The sequence below is a fragment of the Sorangium sp. So ce1036 genome, assembly GCF_051369805.1.
Classification (GTDB): Bacteria; Myxococcota_A; Polyangia; order Polyangiales; family Polyangiaceae; genus Sorangium; species Sorangium cellulosum_F.
The window spans coordinates 7,602,327-7,625,165 of the sequence record NZ_JBBMOX010000001.1; the positions used below are offsets into that span (position 1 = coordinate 7,602,327).

Below are 22,839 nucleotides of genomic sequence, written 5' to 3' on the forward strand. Positions count from 1 at the left end.
TCTCCCCCTTGCTCATACCCTCTTAATGACAAGCACCGTAATGTCATCATGGATCTTGTTGTAGCCTACGTGCGCCAAGACGTCCTCGATGATAGCGTCCTTGATCTCCTTCGAGGTTCTTTGATGGTTCCGCGAGATCACCTGGCACAGCCGGTCGATGCCGTATTGTTCCTCTGACGAATCCTCTGCCTCGGTGATGCCGTCGCTGAAGAGCGTCACGACGTCCCCGGGCTCCAGCTTCACCTCGATGCTGGAGATGAAGTCGCTGATGTCCAGCTCGATGCCGATCGGCAGCCCGAGCCCCATGGTCTCGACCCGATCCAGGCTCCCGTCCTTCCGGACGATGATCAGATCCTCGTGCTGGCCGGTGAGCTGCAGCGCGCCGTCGCTGTAGTCGAGCAGCGTCAAGGACAGGTTCTTGTCCGACCGGATGCGCTGGATGTTCTGGTAGATGACCTTGTTGACGATGTTCAAAAACTTCTTCGGATCCCGCTCGTTGCTGGCGAGCAGGGTCCGGACGGCCGTCTGGACCATCAGCATGAGGACGCCGCTCTCGAGCCCGTGGCCCGTGACGTCGCCGATGCCGATCTTGACCATGCCGTCGCTCCGGAGCACGTCGTAGTAGTCCCCGCCGACCTCGTCGGCCGGGGCCATGTAGCCCGCGATGTCGAGCCCCGGGATCTCCTGGAGCTCGGTCGGCGCGGGGAGCACCATGAGCTGGAGCTGGCGGGCGACGTTGAGCTCCGCCCCGAGCCGGATGTTCTCCTGCGCGAGCTTCGCGTTGAGCTCGCTGATCTCCTGGTTCGCCTTCTCGAGCGCCTGCGTCCGCTCCCCGACGAGCTCCTCGAGGTTGTTCGTGTACGCCTCGATCTCGCTCGCCATGTCGTTGAAGGCGACGCCGAGCTGACCGATCTCGTCCGCGGAGTTCACGTCGATGCGCACGCCGTAGTCGCCCTCGCGCATCCGCGTCGCGCCGGTCGAGAGCGCGACGAGCGCGCCCGTCATCTTGCGGGAGACCAGGTAGACCCCGAGCATCAGCGCGAGGAACGAGGCGATCGTGACCACGATCTGCGTCGTGACGATGCTCGTCCGGCTCTCCTCGATGGCCCGCTGGGACGCGAGCAGCGACGCGTAGAGCTCCTTCTTCGGCACGACGAAGCCGAGGGTCCAGTGCTGCGCGTCGATCCGCGCGCCCGGGCCGGCCCAGCTGTTCACCGGGGTGAGCCGCTGGAGAGCGAGGATGTACGCCTCGCCGGCGATCATCTGCTCATGGTAATCGACCCTGTCGTCCTTCGGCAGCTCGATCGACGCCACCGACGGCTCGCTGCTGTCCTTGAGCCTCCGCTGCAGGACGCCGACGCCCTCGCTCTGCCCCGCCCCGCCCTCGGCCCGGAGGCGCAGCGTCGCGGCGCCGAGGTTGTTCACCGCGAGCACGTTGCCGTCCGCCTGCGTGAGGAAGGCGAAGCCGGCGTTCGCCAGCCGGACGTCCTTGATCGACTCGACGAGCTGCGCGAGCGTCAAATCCAGCCCGACCGCGCCCGCGAACCTGTCCCGCTCCTTGCTCCAGATCGGGTGGAACGCGGTCATGATCATGCCGCCGCCGCCCGCGTCGTCGTAGGGCGCCGTGACCGTCGTCTGGTTCGGATAGCTCTTGAGCCCCCCGGGCTGCTTCAGCCAGTCGTTCCAGCTCTCGACCAGGCCGGGATAGAAGAAGTCGTACCACCCCTTCTCGTTGTGGCCCGGGTACAGCTTGTCGAACGTCCCCCCCATGTCGAGGTACGGCGCGACCCGCACGAACGGGTGCTCCTCGCTGCCGGCGTAGTAGATCTGGAGCTTGTCGGCGCCGTACTTCTGGAAGGCCGGGAAGATGAGGTCGAGCAGCGCGGTCCTGTCCACCGCCCGCCGCACCTCCGGGAAGATCTGGCCGTCCTTGCCGAGGTACCCCCAGACGCCGACCACGGTCGGCTCGTCGGGGCCGTTCTGCCACCAGTTGCTCTGCGCGTTGTGGACGAGCTTGTCCTGGAAGAACGCCATGCTGGCGACCTTCGCGTGCAGCTCCTCGAGCTCCTCCCCGTTGTCCACCATCGCCTGCACGATGGCCGCGAGCATCCGGAGGTCGGCGTAGGCGTGGCCGAGCTTCAGGTTGACGTGATGCGCCGTGTCGCCGAGGTGGTTCGTCAGGTACTCGCGGTTGGCCGCGTTCAGCCCCGCCTCGATCTCGCGAGCGGACTTCTGACTGAGCTCATGCAGGCCCTGCCGGGCAACGAGGACGTTCAGGATGGCGCCGAGCAGCACGCTGAACCCGGTGACCAGCATGAACTTCGTGTTGAACTTCTTGAGACCGGCGAAGAACCCGCGCGGCCGCGGCGTCTTCGGGGTCCCATCTGCAGGCGAGCTCACGTATACCTGTCTCCCACCAAAGCTGCGGCAACCCCGCGGCGCGGCCTACACCATCTTGACGGGCTTGCGCCCCGAGCCCGCGTAGATGGGCCAGGACGCGAGGCCCTTCGGGTTCGTGATGGTCGCCATGTGGACCTTGAGCCCGGCGCTGATCTCCTGGTGGAACTCGGGCGGCGTGCCGGCGGTGGCCGCCATCTGGCTCGTCCCGTTGATCCAGCTCTCCACGACCCGCGCGAAGTCGTAGCAGTCGGTGTTCATGTTGGTGATGTCGATGAGGTTGATCTTGATGTCCTCGAGCGCGGCGTCCGTGAGCACCTGCCGGGTCTTCATCCCGATATCGAGATCCATCCCCACCATCTTGCCCAGCTCGAGGATGCGCTGGTACGTCGCGCGGATGAGCTCGTAGTCGGGCCACCCGTAGTTGCACGACATCATCTCGTTGGTGATGTAGATGCGCCCGCCCGGCTTGCAGATGCGATAGAGCTCCTGCATGATCATCTCGGGCTGATGGAAGACCTGCAGCGCGAGGCGGCAGGCCACGAAATCAAACGAGTTGTCGGGCAACAGGAGCGTCGCGGCGTCGCCGTACTGGTACTCGACGTCCTCCATCCCGAGCCGCTTCGCCATCTCCTGCGCGTACCGGAGCGACGGGCGGGAGTGGTCGACGCCGACCAGGTACTCGGGCTTGAAGTCCTTCTGGAGCATCACCGCGAAGTACCCGAGGCCGCACGCGATGTCCGCGATCCTCATCCCCGGCATGAGGCCGTGGTGCGGGAGGATCTTCCGCTCGTGCTCCCAGATGATCCGCTCCTGGAGCCGGAGCACGTCGATGAACTCGGCGTCCTCCAGCATCCGCTGGATCGGGTAGAACGCCATGTCGTAGATCTCGACGGAGACGTTGGGGTAGATCTCCGCGATGACCTGGAACTTGCGGATGGCCCACGGGATGACGCTCGAGATGATGAGCTTTATCTTGAGGTTGGGCCGCGCCTCGACGGCCCAGCGCACGAACCTGTTGATCTCCAGGAACGCGACGTTGTTCATGTATTTGAGGCGCTTGAAGTCCAGGCACAGCTCGCCCCTCGCGTTCTTGGCCGCCGTCTCGAGCGTGCCTCGAATGGCCCTCATCTGATCGGCGCCAAACGGCCGCAGCATGCCCGACAGCGCGACCTCCTGGTCCGTCTGGTCCACGCGCATGCTGAACGTGACCTGCGAGCGCCACGACGGGAGGCCGCTCGAGGACGAAGGCGGGATGACGGATTCGCGACCGATCGAAGCAGTCATAATTCGTCTACCTCAGTGAACGGGAACTGAATGGCCAGCAGTAGCGAGCCCCCGCCCGTGGGTTCTGTGATACTGAGTTTCGAGCCATACACGACGGCGAGCTCCAAGAGCCCGAGGGCCTGCGCGTCGTCATCCGGGACGTCGTTCTCGAGCTGCTCTCGATACCACGACATCGGATCGGGCTGATTGACGAGCTGGACGGCGTGGTTGTAAAACCTGGCGCTCTGTTCGTTGACAGGGACCTCCGCCTCGACGGAGATGTGACTCTGGCTCTTCCGGAACCGTATCCTTATTTCACCACTGGGCCCATGATTGCGATAGACGGCTTCGAGCAGCTCGTTGAAGAAGGTCGACAGGAGAGTGGCATGGCGCTCGGGGTCGTCCTCGTTGGCGCTGGCGTACCGCGCTAGGAAATTGGCCAGCTGATGACAGTGGTTCCAGCGCTTGCTGAAGCCACTGACCGAGAAGTTCGCAGAGATGATCATGCCGTCCGCCACAGGTGCCGGCGGCGGTCGCAGCGTCGGGGCTATGTCGGCCTGCTTGGAAACGGACATCAAAGCCTCGGGGGTTGGTTGACAAGATGAGGCACGAAGGAGAGTACCCGGGTCTGGGGTGCGCCGTCGAGTGCATCGCGCGGCTCCAGCGGGCGCCACTCTGGCTCAAACGGCGGCAAGCTCACGAAGCGAGCGTCAGCGGGGCCCGGCAAGCACCGGGCATGCCACGATATCGCGACAGAGTTGTTAGCCATACAACATAATCTCCACTCACTGCTCCGATTATCATGTGGTCCCATGTATACAAACTACGGTTCGGACTGATCTTTCCAGCGTGCTCGCGTGCGCGCAGCCACGGATCCGTGGCGGCCGCGGGGGGAAATTCGCACCGGGATCGCGGCCTCGACGGCCCGGATGGCGCAGAGCGCCTCTTTGGGCCTCGCGTCGCCGGAGCGCCGAGGGCGGGCGTGTCGCGCCGTTGATCCTCGTCGCCCTGTCTCAGCGGGGCACCTCGTCGCGCGTGGCGCGGCCCCACCGCGGCGTCCTGGTGCGGTCCGGTCCTGTTGGGCGCCCCTGTCCAGGGGCTGACCGACTGTCGCCGGATCGATCTGTGGGTTGTGCCACACGGTTCACCCTGGAGCGCCCTCGCTGCGCGGAGAGCGGCTGGAGCAGCGAGGCATTCGATGCCGTGGGAGAGAGGGAATCGAAGGCGCACCGCCCCTGTCAACCGTTTCCTGCCGGGCCGGCGCGGGCGGGCTCACCCATCGTGGATCGATCGCGAATGGCCACGGAAGTGCGCGGAGATCGGTGCGCGCGCCCACGGCGTCGCCTGCGACGGATCGTGACGCCGAGTCGGCCTCTCTCGGGCAGGCGCACGCGCGGCCAGGCAACGCGCGCTGCCGCCGCGGGGGCCCGGGGAGCGCGCGTGGGCGCGACAACGCAGGTCGACCCAGGACGATCCTGGGGCGATTGGGCTTGACATGGAGGGCAGTCCGTCGCGACCGAGCGCGGCGCGGCGGAGTGACCGCCTCTCACCTCGGCGCGGCGCGGCTCGGCGCGTCGCGGCGCCGCTCGATCGCGTCGAGCTCGTCCATCACGGCCTTCACGCGCGGATCCGACGGGTCGATGGCGCGCGCCCTCTCGTACGCGGCGCGCGCCTCCTTCAGCTGGCCCGACTGCGCGAGCGCGTTACCCAGGTTGATCCACGCGCTGCCGAGCCGCTCGTCGAGCTTCAGCGCCTCGCGGTAGAGCGCGGTCGCCTTCTGCAGATCGCCGCGGAGGTGGTGCGCGTAGCCGAGGTTCGAGCGGTAGGTGGCGCGCGCCGGATCGCGCGCCACGGCCGCCTCGAGGTGCGGGACGGCGCGCGCCGGATCGTTCGCGGCGAGCAGGGCGGTCCCGAGGTCGTTCTGCAGGCGCGCGTCGGCGGGCGAGAGCCTCGCGGCGCGCTCGTACGCGCGGATCGCGTCGGCGGTCCTCCCCGCAGCCAGGAGCGCTGTCCCGAGGTTCGCCTGCCGTTCGGCGTCGCCTGGGGCAAGCTCGGCGGACCGCGTGAGCTCACGGACGGCGTCCTGCAGGTCGCCGAGCGCGAGGTGCGCGACGCCGAGCGCGGAGCGGGCCTCGGCGTCGCCCGGAGCGAGCTCCGCCGCCCGCGTGAGCTCGACGAGCGCGGAGTCCGCGCGGCCGAGGACGAGGAGCGCGCGGCCAAGCTCGAGGTGCGCCGGCGCATAACCGGGCTCGAGCGCCGCGGCGCGACGCAGCTCCGGGATCGCCGCGAGCAGCGTCCTGTCGTTGGGGGCGCCGTTGTACTCGGCGGAGACGCCCGCCCTGGCGATCGCCGCGCGCTGGACGCCCACGATGGCCGCGGCGTCCTTCCTGTCGAGCCGGACGGCCGCGCGATACGCCGCCTCCGCGGCGGCGAAATCCCCGTTCGCGTAGGCGACGTCGCCCTCCTCGAGCTTCCTGTCCGCGGCCGTGCCGGTGCCGCGCGCGACCCGCGGCGGAGGGCTCGCGGCGGCCTCCTCGCTGGTGGACGGCGCGTCGAGCGGGACGCCCGAGCCGACCGGCGCCGCGGCCGGCGTCGCGCCGCTCCCCGCCGGCGCCGCGCCGCTCCCCGCCGGCGTCGCGCCGCTCCCCGCCGGCGCCGCGCCGCTCTCCGCCGGCGCCGCGGCTGACGCTGCGCCGCTCTCGGCCGGCGTCGGCGTTCCAGACGGGACGGATGGAGCGGACGCCTGCGGCGGCGCGGCGGCGCAGCCGGCGACCGCGAGCAGCCACGCGAGCCGCCGCATCGATCCGCCGCCGCTCACAGCTTGTACGGGGTCATCGAGTGCTCCTTGCCGTCGTAGCGGAGCAGCACAGGCTTGTTGTCCATCTTCGTCGCCACGCCGACCGGCCGCTTCCAGCACCGGACGAGCGCCACGAGCGTCTCGCGCGCATAGTCGGCGCGCAGGTCGAACCCCCCGTGCACGTGCTCGAGCAGGAGCTCGCCGCGGTTGCCGTAGTTCGCGTCGACGACGCGGATGTAGGGGTCACCGAAGTTCGTGAGCTGGAAGAGGAGCTTGTCCTTCACCTCCTTGAACTCGCGGCTCTCGATCTCGAACCGGTCGTTCCGCCCGGAGAAGCCGAACGTGTACATCTTCTGATCGATCACGAACTCCGGCGTCAGGAACTCGTCGATGAAGGTGACGTCGTTGTAGAGCGCGCGCACCTGGAAGATCTTCTCGCGGCCGAGGCCGAGGCGCATGTCCCACGTGCGCTTCGCGTCGAGGTCGGTGCACTCCTCCCACTCGCGGCCGAACCGGCCCTTGTCCCACCGCTCCTCGATGTACCGGTAGAGCTCCACGCCGACCTTGTACGGGTTGAAGCGCCCCGGCGCCGTCGCCATGACCCCCGCGTTGTTCTCGGCGTAGTCGATGATCTCCGACGCATCGAGGACCTTCTCGGTCATCATCTTGGAGTGCCAGTACGAGGCCCACCCCTCGTTCATGATCTTCGTCTGGCGCTGCGGCACGAAGTAATAGGCCTCCTCGCGGATGATGTCGAGCACGTCGCGCTCCCACCGATCGAGCGGCGCGTGATCGAGCAGGAACTTGAGCACGTCGCGCTCGGGGCGCTCCGGCACCTTGCGCTCGGGCTTCTTCTGCTCCTGCCGCTTCCGCTTCTGCGCCGCGAGGATCTCCTCGGGGTTGATGAAGGAGTCCATGTACTCCTTCGCGCGGAGCTTGTACGTGTCGAGCGGCTCCTCCGCCGGCTCCTCCTCCTCCCTCGGCGCGGGGCGGCCCGTGAACGGGGCCCACGGATCGATCAGGTTCTCGAGCGACAGGCAGTGATCGATGAACGCCTCGACCTTGTTGATGCCGTGGCGCTCGATGTGGCGCGACACGCGCGCGCCGTGGTTCGCCATCTTGTCGATCCACTTGCGGTCGGGGTCGTAGCCCTCGCTCCGCCGGACGGGGTCGACGAGCGGGCCGCGCTGATCGAGGTCGGTCGACCGGAAGCAGAAGTTGTTCTTGAAGAAGTCGACGTGCGCGTACACGTGCGCCATCACGAGCTTCTGGTCGGTCAGCGAGTTGCCCTCGAGCAGGTAGGCGTACGAGGGGTTGTTGTTGATGACCATCTCGTAGATCTTCGAGAGGCCGTACTCGTAGCTCTTCGAGAGCTGCTCGTACTCCATGCCGAACCGCCAGTGCGGGTAGCGGCTCGGGAAGCCGCCGTACGCCGCGATCTCGTTCATCTGGTCGTACGTCAGCATCTCGAAGATCACCGGGAAGAAGTCGAGCCCGTAGCCCCGGGCGATATTCTCGATGCGCTCCTTCTCGGTGCGCAGGTAACGGGGCAGCGCGGTGTTCAGCGCGAACTTGCTCATGCCGCTTATTTCCCCTTCCCGAGAAAGTCCTTGATGCTGCCCACGATGGCGTCCTTGTCCCTGATCTCGCTCACCACGACCCGATCGTCGTGCGAGAAGTGCTCCTTCAGGTCCTTGATGAACTGCCCCGAGCCGTACGGGCTCTCCACCTGCCCGTAGGCGAACATGTTGACCCGCGGCAGGATCTGGGTCTTGAGCACGTCCACGCACGAGAGCGTGTCGTCCATCGACCAGTTGTCGCCGTCGGAGAAATGGAACGGGTAGATGTTCCACTCGTCCGGCGGGTAGTCGTTGTCGATGATCTGCGAGCAGAGCTTGTAGGCGCTCGAGATCATGGTGCCACCGGACTCGCGCGTGTGGAAGAACGTCTCCCGGTCGACCTCGCGGGCGATCGCGTCGTGGATGATGAACCGCGACTCGAGGCCCTTGTACTGGCGGGTCAGCCACGCGTCGATCCAGAACGACTCGATGCGCACGATCTCCTTCTGCTCGTCGCCCATCGAGCCCGAGACGTCCATCATGTAGATGATGACGGCGTTCGCGACCGGCTCGGTGATCGTCTTCCACGAGCGGTACCGCTTGTCGTCGGGGATCGGCACGACGACCGGCGCCGTCGGGCGGAACGTCCCGCTCGCGATCATCCGCTTCAGCGCCTCGCGGTAGGTGCGCTTGAAGTGGCGCAGCGACTCCGGGCCGACCCGGCGGATGCCCGAATAGCGATCGTGGGCGTTCGAGATCTTGCTCTTGCCCTTGTCCTGGATGTCGGGCAGCTCGAGCTCCTCGCCGAGGATGCTGGCGAGCTCCTCGAGCGTGACGTCGACCTCGAGGAGGTGGTCGCCCTCGCCGCTGCCGGCCTGCCCCTGCCCCGGCTGCTTGTCATCGGAGCCGCCCACCGGGTCGCCGGGGTTGCCATCGCCCTGCCCCACGCCGCCCCGCTGCTTGTCGCCGAAGCGGAAGCGCGGGATGTCGATCTGGGGGATGGGGATCGAGACGAGGTCCTTGCCCTTGCGGCCGATGAGCTCGCCTTGAGAGATGTACTTGCGCAGGTTCTCGCGGATGCGACCGCGAACGATCTGACGGAAGCGCCCGTGATCCTGGTCGATCTTCAACGACACGCCGACGAGTGTAGCATCGGAATCGGTCTCCGGTCCGCACGTTCGGCGCGATGCCGTCGTCCCACGTCGCCCCCGCCCCGCCCTCACGCCCGCCCGCCGTGGACCGCGCCCATGATAGCCTCGGGGCGTGATCGCTCGCGCCGGTGCGCCCGTCGCCGTCGTCCTCGCTCTCCCGGTCCGCGGCAGCGGCTCCGGCGAGGAGCTCGCCGGGCTGCCCGAGCGCACGGACGCAAGCGCCCTCGACGCATGGCTGGACGCGCCGGTCGATCGGGCGAACCGACTCCGTCGCGAGGGCGCGACGGACCGCTGCTGCGCCGCGTGCGCGCAGGGCACCTGCGGCAGCGGCAGGTGCGTCGACGACGGCCGCGAGGCCGACCGGGCCTGGGCAGGCGCTGCGGCGGCGTCGCCCGCACGGGACGAACGACGCGAGCGCCGCCGGGAGAGGCCGCCGTGAAGGCGCCGGGCCTCGTGCTCGCCGCGCTGCTCGCGGCGACCGCCGCGCGCGACGCCACGGCCGCGCCGCCGGGGGAGGCGCCGCGCGACCTCGCGGTGGTCGGCTTGCTCGTCGATCTCGAGAAGATGGTCGAGATGCAGCAGTCGCTCGGCTGGACGATCGACCGGTACGAGATCGACGAGATGATGTCGCCGGCGCTCATGAGCGTGTGCTCGGCGCCCCCGGAGGCGCGCGTCGCCGCGCTCGACGTGCTCGACGCGCGGATCCGCGACCTCGGCGGGCCCGTCGAGGAGGCGTTCCGGCGGCGCGGGGGAGACCTCGGCGAGGTCGCGGATCTCCTGTTCGCCACGCGGGTGCGCGCGCTCCTCTCGGAGGCGATGCGCCGCGCGCACGGACCCGACGCCGAGTGCCCGTTCTGGCTCCGCCCGTCGCCCGCGTTCCGGGGGCGCGAGACCGACGCCTACCGGACGACGCTCAACCTGGAGGGGGGCGGCCTCGTGGTCCTGGAGAGCGCCGACGGCCGGGCGCTCCTCGGCGCCGGCGGCTCGGCGCGGCTGCTGCTCGGCCGGGGGCTGAACGAGCGCTGGACGTTCCTCGCCGGCGGCGAGTTCGGCGGCACGGCGCAGCTCGATCAGACGGAGACCAAGACCCGTTTCCCCATCAGCTTCGTCGCCGCGCTGCCGCTCGTGCTGCGGCACAACGATCTCACCTGGCACTACGAGGCCGAGATCGCCTCGCTCGCGTACTTCACCCAGGACGACCCCCGCGTGAGCCCCGGGCTGCGGCTCGGCGCGCTGGTCGGCGTCTCCGCCCTGCGGGTGCGGAACATCATGCCCTGGGCCGGTATCGGGATCGCGCTCGAGCACGTGCTCGAGACCCACCGGCGGCCCGCCCAGTGGAACCTCAAGACCGGCGCCCGGCTCGGCTTCGACTGGGATTTCTGAGCGGTTCGCAGAGGCGATCTGCCGATGGCCTGACGCGCAATAGGCGCTTCCGCCGGGGTGGGCTACAGCAGATCCTGATTTCGATTCCGGTCTCCCCCGCCGACTTTCCGACCGGGAAAGAGGGAAGGCTGTGGCACCATGAGTCCACGAGCGAGCTCATGTCGAGAGAGCTCGGAGGGAGGGCTCAATGCCGAGAGGCGAGACGACGAAGGATACGTCCAGGCAGAGAAAGCGGGTCGGGAGCGGCGAGCGGGATCAGCCAGCGCCCGCGACATCCCGGGGAGAGGCCGGGCAGACGGCCCCGGGAAAGAAGACCAGGGCCGCTGCCGGCAGCACGAGGAAGACCGCGAGCCAGGCCCGGAGGGCAACCCAGGCCAGGAAGGGGCCTCGCAAGACAGGCGCCGGGACGCGGTCGGGCGCGACGCGCGGCGCCTCGCCGAAGAAGACGCGCACCACGAAGACGGGCGCCACCAGGAAGACGGGCGCGGCGCAGACGAGCCGGCAGCGGGGCGCTGCCCCCAAGAAGGCGTCGACCACGAGGAAGAGGTCCGAAGCCGGCCGGGCGGCGGGGCGCGCGCGGGGCGCGGCAGGGACGACGGCCACACGGAAGACCGTGCGCAGCAAGGCAGCGGGGGCGAAGAGGGCGGCGCCGCAGCGACCGGGGGCGCCGAAGCAGCGCTCGACGACCGGGCGCTCCGGGGCAAGGCGGCCAGGGGCAGCGCGGCCAGGCGCGCCGAGGGCCGGGCAGAAGCGCGCGACCGGCGGAAAGCGCTCGGCGGCCAGCTGAGCCGCAGCACCGGGCGCGTCGCTCCCCGCGGGGCGCCCATCCTCATCGTCATCTTCTTCTTCCTCCTCGGCGCATCGACGCGTCGACAGCGTCGGTCGCCGGCATCCGTCGCCCGTCCCGCTCGACCGGCGCGCGGGCCTGCTGCCGCCCGGCGCCAGCAGCGCTCGCGCAGCGCGGCGCCCACGAGCGCTCGTCCCCGACAGCGCGCGCAGCGGCTCGCTCCCGGCAGCGCTCGCTCAGCGCGGCGCTCGCGAGGCTCGCTCAGCGCCGCGCTCACGAGGCTCGCTCAGCGCCGCGCTCACGAGGGCTCGCCGACCATGAGGACCACCCACGTGGCGGTCAGGAAATGGCGAGATGCCCCCGCGAGGCCATGGGGCGCCGATCCCGAGCGCGCCCGCCTCGCGCAGAGCGGGCAGCTCGCGTCGCCGCGCCGGCCCATGAAGTACCGGCACGACGACGGCGAGGGCGACGCAGGACCGACCTGAGCCCCGTCGACCTCGATCACGCCGCACATCGCCCCCATCGCGCTCTGCAGCGAGGGCGCCTCCGTGCGCCCGACGTCCTGCGACCCCCCGAGCGGCCGGAGCGCGCTGCAGTCCTCGCGAGGCCTGCGTTCGATGGCCCGACATGCGGCCTCTGGCGTAGGGCGATGCTGGACCATCGTAGGCACGCTCCTTCGGACTGGCCGATAGCCAACGACCCAGGCTCCGGGATGTGGCGCCGCACCGCGGCCGAGGATCATCCTAGCAGGATCCCCGGACCACGCATGGATGACATTCCGTATCTGCGTGGTGCTTCCCACCGCGACAGCCTCTTGTCATTGTTGTCGTTTTCCTCTGCTCGATGGCCATCGGCCGGAGCGCGCGACGCCGCGCGGCACGGCGCGCCGCCCGCGTGAATCTGCCTCCGATCGCGCCGGATGCCGGGCGCCGAGCCCCAGCGGCGCGTACGCGAGATCGGGCGCGGCGGACCGCGACAGGATGTTCCGGAGATGGGTTAAGGCTCGACCCGACGAGATCCGATGTGCGCCCGCGCCAGCGCGCAGCGGCCTCGACAGGCCTCCCGGGCCCGGAGGCTCGGTCGAGGCGGCCCGGGGCGAGCCGGTCTGCATCGGGGAGGCGCTGACGATCGTAGAGCGCCCCTGGGAGGCGCCCCAGGGCCGGCGCTCGAGGGCGCTCGGCCCTCTGGGCCATCACCTCGGCACGGGGACCGGCGGCGGCTCATCGTCGGGCACGATGCACGCGGAGAGGTCGAACAGCATGAAGATCAGCGCCTTCTCCTGCGGCGTCAGCTCCGTGTCAGAGCAGCCCTCCGGGAACGGCGGGCCCGTCATGTCCTCCGCGCCCATGATCCCCCCCGCAGAGACATGGATGTCGGTGAACACGAGGCGGCCGCACTGCTCCTCCTCCTCGACGCCGATGGGCGTGTTGAACGTGAAATACTGGACCCCCGCCGGCTCGGGCTCATCGTAGTAGATCCACCGGGTCGCCATGTCGCCGTTCACCGCGCTGACCGTGTGCTGCGGCTCGTGGATCTCGAGCTCGCCCCGCACGGTCGACGCCCCGACGTTGAAGAGCCAGTCCGCGAGGGCTTCGCCCTTCGGAAACCTGGTGTCCACGGTCGCCGTCAGCGGGCTCACCGGGTCCTCGATGTTGTTGTCCCAGACCGCCGCGTCCGGGAACGGCTCCGGCCCTTGCTTCAGCCAGTGGTTGTGCCAGTGGGACGCGAACACGCGCCCGCCGAGCGACGTGTAGTCGAACAGGGCCTGACGCGCGCTCTCGGGCTTGCTGCTGGCGAACGGATCCCCCTCGCAGGCCAGGATCACCATATCGTACTTCTGCAGGCTCTCGACGGTCCCCCAGAGGCTCGTGGCCGGCGTGAACTCCGCGCCTTCGTTGAGGGAGCTCGTGTACTGGGTCGTCACGCGGAAGCTCGCGGGCGCCTGGCCGGCGAACAGGTTGATCCGCCCGTCCCCGGTCTCCAGGGTGAACTCGCTGTCGTCGATCCCGAGCTGCCGCAGCAGGCACTCGAGCGGATCGGCGCCGCCCGTCGTCAGCGCGATCTTGGGGATGTGCCCCTCGGCCTTGTTGCGCGGCAGCCGGATGGTGCCGGCCTCGGTCGGGTTGTCCTCGCACGCGTTGACCACCGGGAGCGTGATCTGGCGCCGCCACTTGCCGACCTGGACCACGAGCGGGATGTCCTCGCCGGCCGGGACGTCCTCCAGGACGAAATTCCCGTGCGTGTCGGTCAGCGCCGTCGCGATCGGCGAGCCCGAGAGCTCCGCGCCGCATTGCTCGCACGTCGCGCCGTCCGTGATCTCGTCGAGCGGCGCGTTGGGGACGTAGACGATCGCGTTGTAGAGCGGCAGCCGCCCCGCCGGGTCGTACACCGTGCCGCTCACCGTGGTCTTCGCCCCGCCCGAGCAGACGACCTGCTGGCACTCGAGGCCCTCGCACGGGCCGTCGCCGCCCTCGCCGCCGCCGCTGCCGCCTACCGACGCGAGGGTCCCGAACCCGCCGCCGCTCCCGCTCCCGGAAGGCCCCGCGCCGCCGGTCGCCGACATCGCCGTGCCCCCGGTATCACCGCAGGCGCAGCCGGCGATGACGCTCGGCGCCGCGGCGATCGCAGCCATCCAGACGCCCGCCTTGCGTGCCCAAGTCAACATATCGAGCCTCCCGGGCGATGCGGGCGAAGGTACCCTGCTGCGCCCACTCTCCATGGTAGGCGAGGGGGTAGAGATCGGGAAGCATGTCCATGCAAGAGCAGGGATGGAGCGATGGTGGATCCGGGCGAGCCCTGATTTCTCGACCTGCCGCCTCCGCGCAGGACACGCGCGTGGCGTATCGGGCGATCCAGACAGCAGCTCTCGCCATGCGACATGGCGAGAGGGTGTGTAACGCGATCACACACCTTCGACGTGTCACGATTCATGACACGCGTCGCGCGGGAACCCCTCCTTCGCGCGCCCGCGGCGGACTGGGAACGGCGGCGCCAGCGCTGGTCCGGCGGCCCGCCCGGGGGGCGGGGCGCCGGACGGGCGGGAGATCGGTGTCAATGCACACGCGCGAGCCCGAACCAGAGGACAACGCGCCATCGGTCCTGCCATCGCAGCAGCACCGGGCCGATCGCGAACCCGTTCCCCACGGTCCGCAGCTCGTCCTTGAGCGCGCTCACGGGCCACGGATTGCCGAAGGCCTTCTCGCCGTACGTCAGCGCGAGCGTCGGCATGCCGTCGACCTCCGAGGGCGCGAGCTGCGCCTTGAAGCGGCACACCTTGCTGCCGAAGACCACGTTCGTGCCGGAGTTTCCCCCGTGATCGAACTCGTTGCCTTTCCAGGGCATCCAGTCCGACGCGAGCGCCGAGACGAGCGGGCGTGTCGCCAGGTGAACCCTGGCCGTCGGGTGCAGGGCGAGGAGCCGCCCTCGGGGCGCGTCGCCGAGCTCCGCCGGATCCGCGGGCCTGCCGGTCGCGTAGATCTGCTCCAGCGCATCCGGGTGCGCGGCGATGAGGCTGTCGAGGGAGATCGGCTGGGTGTTGCAACGGCGCCCGGCCGCGGGCTCTCGGGGCTGCTCGCTCTGGGTGGTCATCGGCTCGCGCCAGGCATTCCACCGCGCCCGGCGAGGGTCAACGGCAACCGTCAGCGCGCCTCGCCGGGCGAGCTCCCCTCGCCGCCTGGCGCCCCGCTCGCGGCCCTGTCCGCCTCCCGCGCCCCGCGCGCGACGATGGCGTCGTACGCCCGGCGGACGCGCCTCGTGATCTCGCCGTAGCGCGCGAGCAGCTCCCTCGCGGCCTCGGCCGCGGTGCGGCCCCGGATGCCCATCCGTCGCGCCAGGAGCGGCACCCCGGGCGCGTTCTCCTCGAGCAGCTGCGACGCGTCCGCGTGCACGATGCGGATCCGCTGCTCGAGCTTGCGCAGGAACGCGTGGCCGTCCCGGAAGGTCTCGGCGTGCTGCGCGGACAGGTACCCGGCCGAGGCGAGCGCGTCGATCGCCGCGAGCGTCTCGGTGGTGCGCACGCGAGGATCGGCGCCGTGGCGCATCTGCAGGAGCTGCACCGCGAACTCGATGTCCGCGAGGCCGCCCCGCCCGAGCTTGAAGTCGCGCCGGCCCCGGCGCTCGTGCGACAGCTCGTGCTCCATGCGGAGCCGCAGGCGGTGGATCTCCTCGGCGATGCGATCGAAGTCGTCCGCCTGGAGGTAGGCGGCGTCGTGCGCGATCGCGATCGCCTCCGCCCCGAGCGCGGGGTCCCCGGCGGCCGCGCGCGCCCGGATCAGCGCGAGCCGCTCCCACACCGCGGCGCGGGCGGGCCGCGGGCCGGACGGCGGCTCCGGCTCCGTCGACGCCGCGACCGGCTCGCCCGCCTGGCGGATGCCGTGGTAGCGCGCGAACGCGTCGAGCGACGTGACGAGCAGCCCCTGGCTGCCCGACGGGCGCAGGCGCGTGTCGAGCTCGTAGCCGGGGCCCGCGGCGTGCGACATCGAGATGAGCCGGATGATCTGGCGGGCGCGCCGCGCGTAGTACGTGCCGGGATCCGACACCGGCCCGCGCTCGTCCGACGGCGCGCACGCGGGATCGAACAGGAAGAAGACGTCGAGATCCGAGCCGTAGCCGATCTCCCGGCCGCCGAGCTTGCCCATCGCGATCACGGCGAGCCCCCGGACCGGCTCGCCCGGGGGCGTCCCCAGCGCGAAGCGCGTCGCGGCCTCGAGCGACGCGTCGGCGAGGTCCGAGAGCGCGAGCGTCGCCTCGCGCGTGCCGACCTCGCCGCCCAGATCGCCGAGGCCGACCTCGATGGTGACGCGCGCCTTGGCCCGCCGGAGCGCGGCCATGAGCGCCTCCTCGGGATCGTCGTCCGGCGAGGCCTCGCTGAGGCTCTCCTCGATGGTGTGCCGGATCAGGTGGGGCCCGGGCGCGCCGCGGGCGAACAGGACGACGTCGACGAGCTCGGGGTACCGGACCATCGCGTCGCCGATGAACGCGCTCGACCCGAGCGCCTCGACGAGCCGGCGGAGCGCGCGCGGATCGTCGCCGAGCATGTGCGCGTAGACGGCGGAGTGCTTGATGCGGGAGAAGCACCGCCGGAGGAAGCGCGCGGCCTGCTCCGGATCCGCGGCGTCGACGACCGCGGCGAGCAGCGTCTCCGCGAGCGTCGAGGACGCCTCGCGGCTGCGCGCCCCGAGCAGGCCGTCCGGGTGCCGCGAGAGCTCGAAGAGATCGTCGGCGACGTCGCGGAAGCGCGCGGTCAGCGTGGCCCGCGCCGCCTGCTCCGGCGGCGCGCCGCCCGGCGAGGCGAGCTCGTCGGCCGCGAGCTCGTCGGCCGTGAGCTCGTCCGCCATGAGCTCGCCCGCCGCGGCGCCGGCGGCCGCTGGCGCGCCGGCGGCGGCCTCCGGCTCGGCGCCCGGGCTGCCGAGGACGAGCACGGCGTGCTTCGCGAGCGCCTCGGCGAACGCGTCGCGATCGCCGCGATCGAGGGCCGCCATCACCTCGATCCACCGCGACGGCCGGGTGCTCCCCTTCGGAAGGAGCGACATGAGCCGCGCCTTGATCCGGCCCCGGCGCCGCTCCGTATCGGCCAGGAACGCCGCGGCGTCCTTGAAGCGCAACGTCCGGGCGAGGCGCTCGAGCTCGAGCTCGCCGTCGGGGAGCAGGTGCGTCTGCAAGCCGGTCGCGGACTGGACGGCGTGCTCGGCGCGCCGGAGCGCGAGGTAGCCTTCCACGAGCTCCCGCCCTTCCCGGTCCGTCACGTACCCGAGCGTGCGCAGGCGCCGCAGGCCGTCGAGCATGCCCTGCGCGCGCGCCCGCGGCTCGCGCCCTCCCCAGACGAGCTGCAGCGACTGCACGAAGAACTCGGCCTCCCGGATGCCGCCGGGGCCCAGCTTGAGATCGCGCGACGGGTCGTGGGAGAGCTCGGTGCGGGCGCGCTCCACGAGCTCGATCATGTCGACGGCGATCTGCGGATCGACCTGGCGCCGCCACACGAACGGGCCGAGCACCCCGAGCGCCTCGGCGCCGAAGTCGAGGTCGCCGGCGATCGCGCGGGCGCGGAGCAGCGCGGCGCGCTCCCACAGGCGGCCGAACGCCTCGTAATAGCGCTCGGCGGCGGCCAGCGAGTTGACGAGCGGGCCGCTCCTGCCCTCGGGGCGGAGCCGCAGGTCCACGCGCCAGACGAAGCCGTCCTCCGTGACCTCCTCGAGCGTCGAGGTGAGGCGGCGCGCGACGCGCGCCCAGAAATCGTGCAGGGTGATCGAGGCGGCGCGGTCGCTGGACGGGTCCACGTGCCCCTCGTCGGTGTCGTAGAGGTAGATGAGGTCGACGTCGGAGCCCGCGTTGAGCTCCTCGCCGCCGAGCTTCCCCATCCCGAGGACGACGAACTTCGACCGCGCGCCCGCCGCCGTGCGCGGCTCCCCGAACCGCGCGGTGACGGCGGCGACGGCCTCGGCGAGCGCGACCTCGATCGTGGCCTCGGCGAGCGCGGTGAGCTCGCGCGCGGTGACGTCGATGTCCGCGCCGCCCACCGACGGCGGGAGCAGCTCGCGCAGCGCGATGCGGATCCGCTCGTCGCGCGCCACGCGCCGGAGCTCCCGGCGGACGCGGGCGCTGTCCGAGACATCGCCGACGCGGGCGTGGATCCGGGACAGGTACGTGGCGCGGTCGCGCGCCGCCAGGTGCCCCTCGGCTGCGAGCCGCTCCGCGATCTCCGGGTTCGCCTCGATGATCGCGCCGATCGCGGGGTAGGCGGCCGTGAGGAGCGCCGCGACGGCGAAGGCCATCGAGCCGGGCGGAAGGCGAGGCGACAGCCGCGCCGCGCGCTCCTCCACGCGTTGCTCGTCGATCGCGCGCGCGATCTCCAGGAGCCTCGATACCGGTTGCATGGCCCGAGGCTAGCAAGACGTGGGGGCGCGAACCTCGATTCCGCAGCGCCCGACCGCCGGTTTATCGTGACCGGATCCCACCTCGCGCCTTGGCGGCATGGCTCCCGGATCCTATGCTCGCTGGGTGCGACTGCTCTGCGTTTCGGATATCCACGGCCACGCCGACGCGCTCGCGGCGGTCCTGGCCACCGCCGAGCGTCGGGGGTACAGCCAGCTCCTCGTCGCGGGAGATCTCTGCTTTCCTGGTCCGAAGCCGCTCGAGACCTGGCGCCGGCTCACGCAGGCCAAGGCGGTCTGTGTGCAGGGCGTATCGGATCGCGCCCTGGCAACCCTGGACATCGACAGGGTCAGGCCGAGGAGCGAGCACGAGCGGGCGCGGCTCGATCGGCTGGCCGCGACGCGCACCGAGCTGGGCGAGCTCATCCTGGCCCGGCTGGCGCGGCTCGCCCCGACGTTCCGCCTTCCGCTCGAGGACGGCGGCGAGCTCGTCCTGGTCCACGGCTCCCCGGCGGATCCGATGGAGCCGATCTCTCACGACATGACCGACGAGGAGGTGCTCTCGCTCCTCGGCGACGACCCGGCGGACGTGGTGATCTGTGGCGGCTCTCACGTGCCGTTCGACCGCATGGTGGGCGGCGTGCGCATCATCAACGTTGGATCGGTGGGCGAGGCGCCGTGCTCGATGCGGGGCGAGGCCGACAGGGTGTGCATCGACGCGGGCGGCTCCGGCACGCTCGCGCGGGGCATGGCCGTCCATGGCGCGGGCGGCACGAGCCACGCCGACGCGACGTTCGTCGAGCTCCGCGCGGGCGAGCTCCGTGTCGAGCAGCTCGTGGTGCCGCTCGGCAGGGCCGCGTGACCGCGGCGGGCGCGCGTGCGCGCGGGATCTCGCGTCACGCATCCCACCCGACAGGGAACATCGCCTGCGCGATGCCCTCGCGCTTGAACCCACTTCAAGGATTTAGGATCATCCCAAGGGAGCATGGGCCGCCACCCCCCCGACGATGACTTCGAGGCCACGCGGGTGGCCAACATGGGGGAACTTCAGAAGGAGCTCCCGGCGCGCTCGCCGAAGGATCGCGCCTACCTCATCGTGCTCGCCGGCTCGAACGTCGGCGAGATGTACCGCGTCGAGGGCGCCGAGATCGTGATCGGCCGGGCGTCCGGGGCCACCATCCGGCTGAACGACGACGGCATCTCGCGGCGCCACGCCCGCCTCCTGCAGATGGACAGCCAGGTGGTGATCGAGGACCTCAACAGCTCCAACGGGACGCTGCTGAACGGCGAGCAGGTGACGCGCGCCGCGCTGCACGACGGCGACAAGATCCGCCTGGGGTCGACGACCATCCTCAAGTTCACCTACCACGACCACCTGGACGAGTCGTTTCAGCAGCAGATGTACGACGCGGCGCTCCGCGACGGCCTCACGAAGGCGTTCAACAAAAAGTACTTCCTGGACAGGATCGAGACCGAGGTCTCGTATGCGCGGCGGCACAACGCGCACCTGTCGCTCCTCATGTTCGACGTCGATCATTTCAAGAGGATCAACGACACCTTCGGGCACCTCGCCGGCGACTACGTCCTCGCGAGGATCGCCAAGCTCGCGAGCAGCACGGTGCGCACGGAGGACGTGTTCGCCCGCTACGGCGGGGAAGAGTTCGGGATCCTGTGCCGCGGCGTGGGGCTCGAGAGCGCGGGCATCCTCGGCGAGCGTCTGCGGCTCCTCATCGAGGGGTCGGTCTTCGAGCACGAGGGGGTCCGCGTGCCGACGACGGTCAGCGTCGGCGTCGCGGCGCACCCCGAGATCCCCGTACAGAACGGCCTGCAGCTCGTCGCCGCGGCCGACGAGGCGCTCTACGAGGCGAAGCGCACCGGCCGCAACCGCGTGCTCCTGAAGTTCGGCCCGCGGCCGTAGACGTGGAGAGCCGGCAGGGCGCGTTCGCGGGTGGCGCGGGCGGCCAGGCGCCTGCGTGGACGGGGCGCGCGCCCGAAGGCGCGCGCCTCAGTCGATCTTGAGGAGCTCCTTGACCTTGGCGATGACCTGCGGAGCCTGGATGGGCTTCGTGATGTAGGCGTTCGCGCCGAGCTGCAGCGCGCGCTGGCGATCCTCCTGGGACCCCTCGGTGGTGATGATGATGATCGGGGTGTCCTTGTGGACCGGATCCGTGCGCACGCGCTTGACGAGCTTGAGCCCGTCCATGATCGGCATGTTGATGTCGGTGATGATCACGTCGTACTTGGTCGAGGCGAGCTTGCGGAGGCCATCGACGCCGTCGTCCGCCTCGGTGACGCGGAGGTTCTTCACGCGCGCCAGCGCGAAGACCAAGAGCTGCCGCATCATGGGCGAGTCTTCAACGATCAGACACGAATACTCGGCCATGATCAGTCCTCCAGGTCCAGGAATGCCTGGACGCCGGGCACCTTCCGGCCGGCGTCGGTGAAGAGCCGCGCGTTGATGAGGGCGGGGGCGGCCTGGGCCCCGAGGAGCTTGAACAGCTCGGTGTCCACGTTCACGAACTCCGTCTTTTGCGGGAGCGTGCTGAAGATCGCGATCACGCCGACCGTGCGCCCGTTGAAGTCGAGCGGGATCACGGCCGCCGGGTCCTCGATGCTCCCCTTGGAGACGTCCTTGGTCTCGTCGAAGAAGATCTCCCCCTTCGAGAATGCCTGGCCGACGACGCCTTCGGTCACCGGCATGCGCGCGATCTCCTCTACGGCCACGCCCTCGCTCGCGATCGAGACGAGCTCCTTACCATCAGGAGACGCGAGGTACACGGAGAAGGCGCCCGCCCCGAGGAACTGCGCCAGGAGCTCCTTCAGGTTGCGGAGGACATGGCGCACGTTGCGCGCCGCGTGCAGCTGCGACAGCGCGACGTACAGGTTCGCCAGGTTCGCCAGCTCCCCCTCCGCCTCCGAATAGCGGCTGTTGAAGCGGTCCGAGGCCGCCACCATCCGCACCGACTGCGTTACGAGGTCGCGCTTCTCCTGCTCGAGCTCCTCGATCTTGCGGAGCAGATCGCGGATGGCCGAGTCGCTCGCAAGGTGCGCGCGGAGCTTGCCGTTCTCCGACTCGAGCTCCGTGATCTTGTCACGAAGGCGCTCGTTCTCGCGGAGGAGCTCCTCGGTCAGCTGCGCCCCCTTGCGGAAGAACTGCTGAATGAAGGCATCGCGCTCCTTCTTCAGGTCCTCGGGGGGACGATCGCTCGGACGCCCTTTTTTCTCCGTCATTTTATCCCGGGGTTCTCCAGAGCTTCGGACCGTATCATGCGGGGCTGACCGGACGGAAGCGTCGAGCGCGGGCCGCAGCCGCGCCGCGCCACGCCTCCCACCACGGAGACGAGCGCCCGACGTCCCCGCCGCCCCCAGCGGCGGCGCACCGGCCCCGAACGCCCTACCCTGGGGACGGGAAACCCGCCCTCCCGGTCCGCCCGCCCCCCTCTCCACCGCTCAGTCCTTCTCCATTTGCTTCATCTGCTTCATCAGCTTGCTCCACCGGCGCAGATCCCGGCCGAGCAGCGCGGGCGCCTTCCGGAGCGAGGCGATGTCGCGGGCCCCGACGAGCAACATCACGGCCCGGAGCTCCGCCTCGACGTTCTCCAGGTACTTCACCGCGGCGTCCCGCCCCCCGGAAATGAAGGCCTGGAGCACCGGCCGCGCGATCCCGGCCGCATGCGCCCCGAGCGCGAGGGCCCGGGCGATGTCGAGGCCGGTCGTGATGCCCCCGGTCGCGATGATCGTCTTGAACCGAGGACGGATGGTGCGGGCGACGAGCACCGATGCGGCCGTTGGCACGCCCCAATCGCGGAGCGTCTCGCCGAGGGAGCGGGCCGCCCCGTCGGCGCGCGCGGTCTCGACGGCGACCCACGAGGTGCCCCCGGCGCCGGAGACATCCACGTTGCGCACCCCCGCCCGGACCAGGCGATACGCCGTCCCCGGGCCGATGCCGCAGCCGGTCTCCTTCGCCACGACCGGCACGCTGAGCTCGTTCGAGAGCCGGCTGATCGCCTCCAGCGCGCCGGAGAAGTCCCGATCGCCGCCCGGCTGCACCAGCTCCATCGCGGGGTTCATGTGGACGCAGAGCGCGTCGGCGCCCACCTGGGCCACGAGCTCTGCGACCGCGTCCGTGGACAGCGAGCGCGCCTGCACGGCGCCGATGTTCCCGAGCACCAGGGCGGTCGGCGCGTGGGCGCGGACCTCGTACGTCGCGGCGGCGTCGCCGTTCAGCATCGCCCGCTGGCTCCCGAGGCCGAAGCCGTACCCGCGCTCCTCGGCGATGCGCGACAGCTCCTGGTTGATGGACTGCGCCCGCTCGGTCCCCCCGGTCATGGCGGCGATCAGGAGCGGGGCGCGGAGCCGCTTGCCGAGCAGCAGCGCCGAGGTGTCCACGGCGTCGAGGGAGAGCTCCGGCAGCGCGTCGTGGATCAGCTCGACCTGCTCCAGGAGCGTGGTCTTGGTCCGGAATCCGACGTCCCCCGTCGCGCAGAGCTCGATGTGGTCGGCTTTCCTCTCGGAGATGTCCTTCGCCTCATCCGTCATGGGGGCCCAACTTTACGCGGTCGCTGACCGCCGTCACAAAGGAAGTGGCATGGACAAACAATCGCCAAAAATCGCGCCGAAGGCCCCGATG

The 22,839-nt window shown here is 70.4% G+C and carries 18 protein-coding genes; 4 read left to right on the forward strand and 14 right to left on the reverse strand.

Going from position 1 to position 22,839, the window contains the following annotated elements:
- Positions 1 to 12: 12 nt before the first annotated feature.
- The 6 genes from WMF31_RS28555 to WMF31_RS28580 form a co-directional block, all read right to left on the reverse strand.
- Entirely contained in the window at positions 13 to 2,400 is a 2,388-nt protein-coding gene (locus WMF31_RS28555) for a SpoIIE family protein phosphatase (RefSeq protein WP_436604979.1), read from the reverse strand.
- A gap of 45 nt (positions 2,401 to 2,445) precedes the next feature.
- Positions 2,446 to 3,684: a class I SAM-dependent methyltransferase gene (locus WMF31_RS28560; RefSeq protein WP_129346519.1), complete on the reverse strand. Its 1,239-nt coding sequence runs from the start codon at positions 3,682 to 3,684 to the stop codon at positions 2,446 to 2,448.
- A complete protein-coding gene (locus tag WMF31_RS28565; RefSeq protein WP_129346518.1) occupies positions 3,681 to 4,238 on the reverse strand; it encodes a hypothetical protein in 558 nt (185 codons plus the stop codon). Before WMF31_RS28565 ends, WMF31_RS28560 begins: the two co-directional genes overlap by 4 nt.
- A gap of 971 nt (positions 4,239 to 5,209) precedes the next feature.
- Positions 5,210 to 6,481, reverse strand: coding sequence for a tetratricopeptide repeat protein (locus WMF31_RS28570; protein WP_436604980.1), 1,272 nt, complete (start codon positions 6,479 to 6,481; stop codon positions 5,210 to 5,212).
- Positions 6,478 to 8,040 (reverse strand): SpoVR family protein, encoded by a 1,563-nt coding sequence (locus tag WMF31_RS28575; protein ID WP_436604981.1) that lies wholly within the window; start codon positions 8,038 to 8,040, stop codon positions 6,478 to 6,480. Before WMF31_RS28575 ends, WMF31_RS28570 begins: the two co-directional genes overlap by 4 nt.
- Before the next feature lie 5 nt (positions 8,041 to 8,045).
- On the reverse strand, positions 8,046 to 9,155 hold the full coding sequence (locus tag WMF31_RS28580) for a DUF444 family protein (protein ID WP_129346515.1): 1,110 nt from the start codon (positions 9,153 to 9,155) through the stop codon (positions 8,046 to 8,048).
- A 127-nt stretch (positions 9,156 to 9,282) separates the two neighbouring features.
- Here WMF31_RS28580 and WMF31_RS28585 point away from each other — a divergent pair, with 127 nt between their 5' ends.
- Both WMF31_RS28585 and WMF31_RS28590 read left to right on the forward strand, forming a co-directional pair.
- On the forward strand, positions 9,283 to 9,609 hold the full coding sequence (locus WMF31_RS28585) for a hypothetical protein (RefSeq protein WP_436604982.1): 327 nt from the start codon (positions 9,283 to 9,285) through the stop codon (positions 9,607 to 9,609).
- Entirely contained in the window at positions 9,606 to 10,553 is a 948-nt protein-coding gene (locus tag WMF31_RS28590) for a hypothetical protein (protein ID WP_436604983.1), read from the forward strand. The genes WMF31_RS28585 and WMF31_RS28590 overlap by 4 nt, the downstream gene beginning before the upstream one ends.
- 255 nt (positions 10,554 to 10,808) lie before the next feature.
- Here WMF31_RS28590 and WMF31_RS28595 read toward each other — a convergent pair whose 3' ends face one another.
- The 5 genes from WMF31_RS28595 to WMF31_RS28615 form a co-directional block, all read right to left on the reverse strand.
- Positions 10,809 to 11,177 (reverse strand): hypothetical protein, encoded by a 369-nt coding sequence (locus WMF31_RS28595; RefSeq protein WP_436604984.1) that lies wholly within the window; start codon positions 11,175 to 11,177, stop codon positions 10,809 to 10,811.
- 461 nt (positions 11,178 to 11,638) lie between these two features.
- Positions 11,639 to 12,001, reverse strand: coding sequence for a hypothetical protein (locus WMF31_RS28600; RefSeq protein WP_436604985.1), 363 nt, complete (start codon positions 11,999 to 12,001; stop codon positions 11,639 to 11,641).
- A gap of 531 nt (positions 12,002 to 12,532) precedes the next feature.
- Entirely contained in the window at positions 12,533 to 14,005 is a 1,473-nt protein-coding gene (locus WMF31_RS28605) for a carboxypeptidase-like regulatory domain-containing protein (RefSeq protein ID WP_436604986.1), read from the reverse strand.
- A 386-nt stretch (positions 14,006 to 14,391) separates the two neighbouring features.
- Positions 14,392 to 14,928, reverse strand: coding sequence for a hypothetical protein (locus tag WMF31_RS28610; RefSeq protein WP_436604987.1), 537 nt, complete (start codon positions 14,926 to 14,928; stop codon positions 14,392 to 14,394).
- 50 nt (positions 14,929 to 14,978) lie between these two features.
- Entirely contained in the window at positions 14,979 to 18,212 is a 3,234-nt protein-coding gene (locus tag WMF31_RS28615; RefSeq protein ID WP_436604988.1) for a bifunctional [glutamate--ammonia ligase]-adenylyl-L-tyrosine phosphorylase/[glutamate--ammonia-ligase] adenylyltransferase, read from the reverse strand.
- Positions 18,213 to 18,336: 124 nt separating this feature from the next.
- Between WMF31_RS28615 and WMF31_RS28620 the strand changes: the two genes are divergently transcribed.
- Positions 18,337 to 19,071 (forward strand): metallophosphoesterase family protein, encoded by a 735-nt coding sequence (locus WMF31_RS28620; RefSeq protein WP_436604989.1) that lies wholly within the window; start codon positions 18,337 to 18,339, stop codon positions 19,069 to 19,071.
- A 123-nt stretch (positions 19,072 to 19,194) separates the two neighbouring features.
- The gene (locus WMF31_RS28625) at positions 19,195 to 20,127 is read left to right on the forward strand and encodes a GGDEF domain-containing protein (RefSeq protein ID WP_129346509.1); all 933 of its coding nucleotides are present in this window, start codon (positions 19,195 to 19,197) and stop codon (positions 20,125 to 20,127) included.
- A gap of 87 nt (positions 20,128 to 20,214) precedes the next feature.
- Here the strand turns inward: WMF31_RS28625 and WMF31_RS28630 are convergent, their stop codons facing one another.
- The 3 genes from WMF31_RS28630 to fni form a co-directional block, all read right to left on the reverse strand.
- Positions 20,215 to 20,592: a response regulator gene (locus WMF31_RS28630; protein ID WP_012234398.1), complete on the reverse strand. Its 378-nt coding sequence runs from the start codon at positions 20,590 to 20,592 to the stop codon at positions 20,215 to 20,217.
- A 2-nt stretch (positions 20,593 to 20,594) separates the two neighbouring features.
- A complete protein-coding gene (locus WMF31_RS28635) occupies positions 20,595 to 21,440 on the reverse strand; it encodes a GAF domain-containing protein (RefSeq protein ID WP_436604990.1) in 846 nt (281 codons plus the stop codon).
- 219 nt (positions 21,441 to 21,659) lie between these two features.
- Positions 21,660 to 22,748, reverse strand: coding sequence for a type 2 isopentenyl-diphosphate Delta-isomerase (gene fni / locus WMF31_RS28640; RefSeq protein ID WP_436604991.1), 1,089 nt, complete (start codon positions 22,746 to 22,748; stop codon positions 21,660 to 21,662).
- Positions 22,749 to 22,839: the final 91 nt, after the last annotated feature.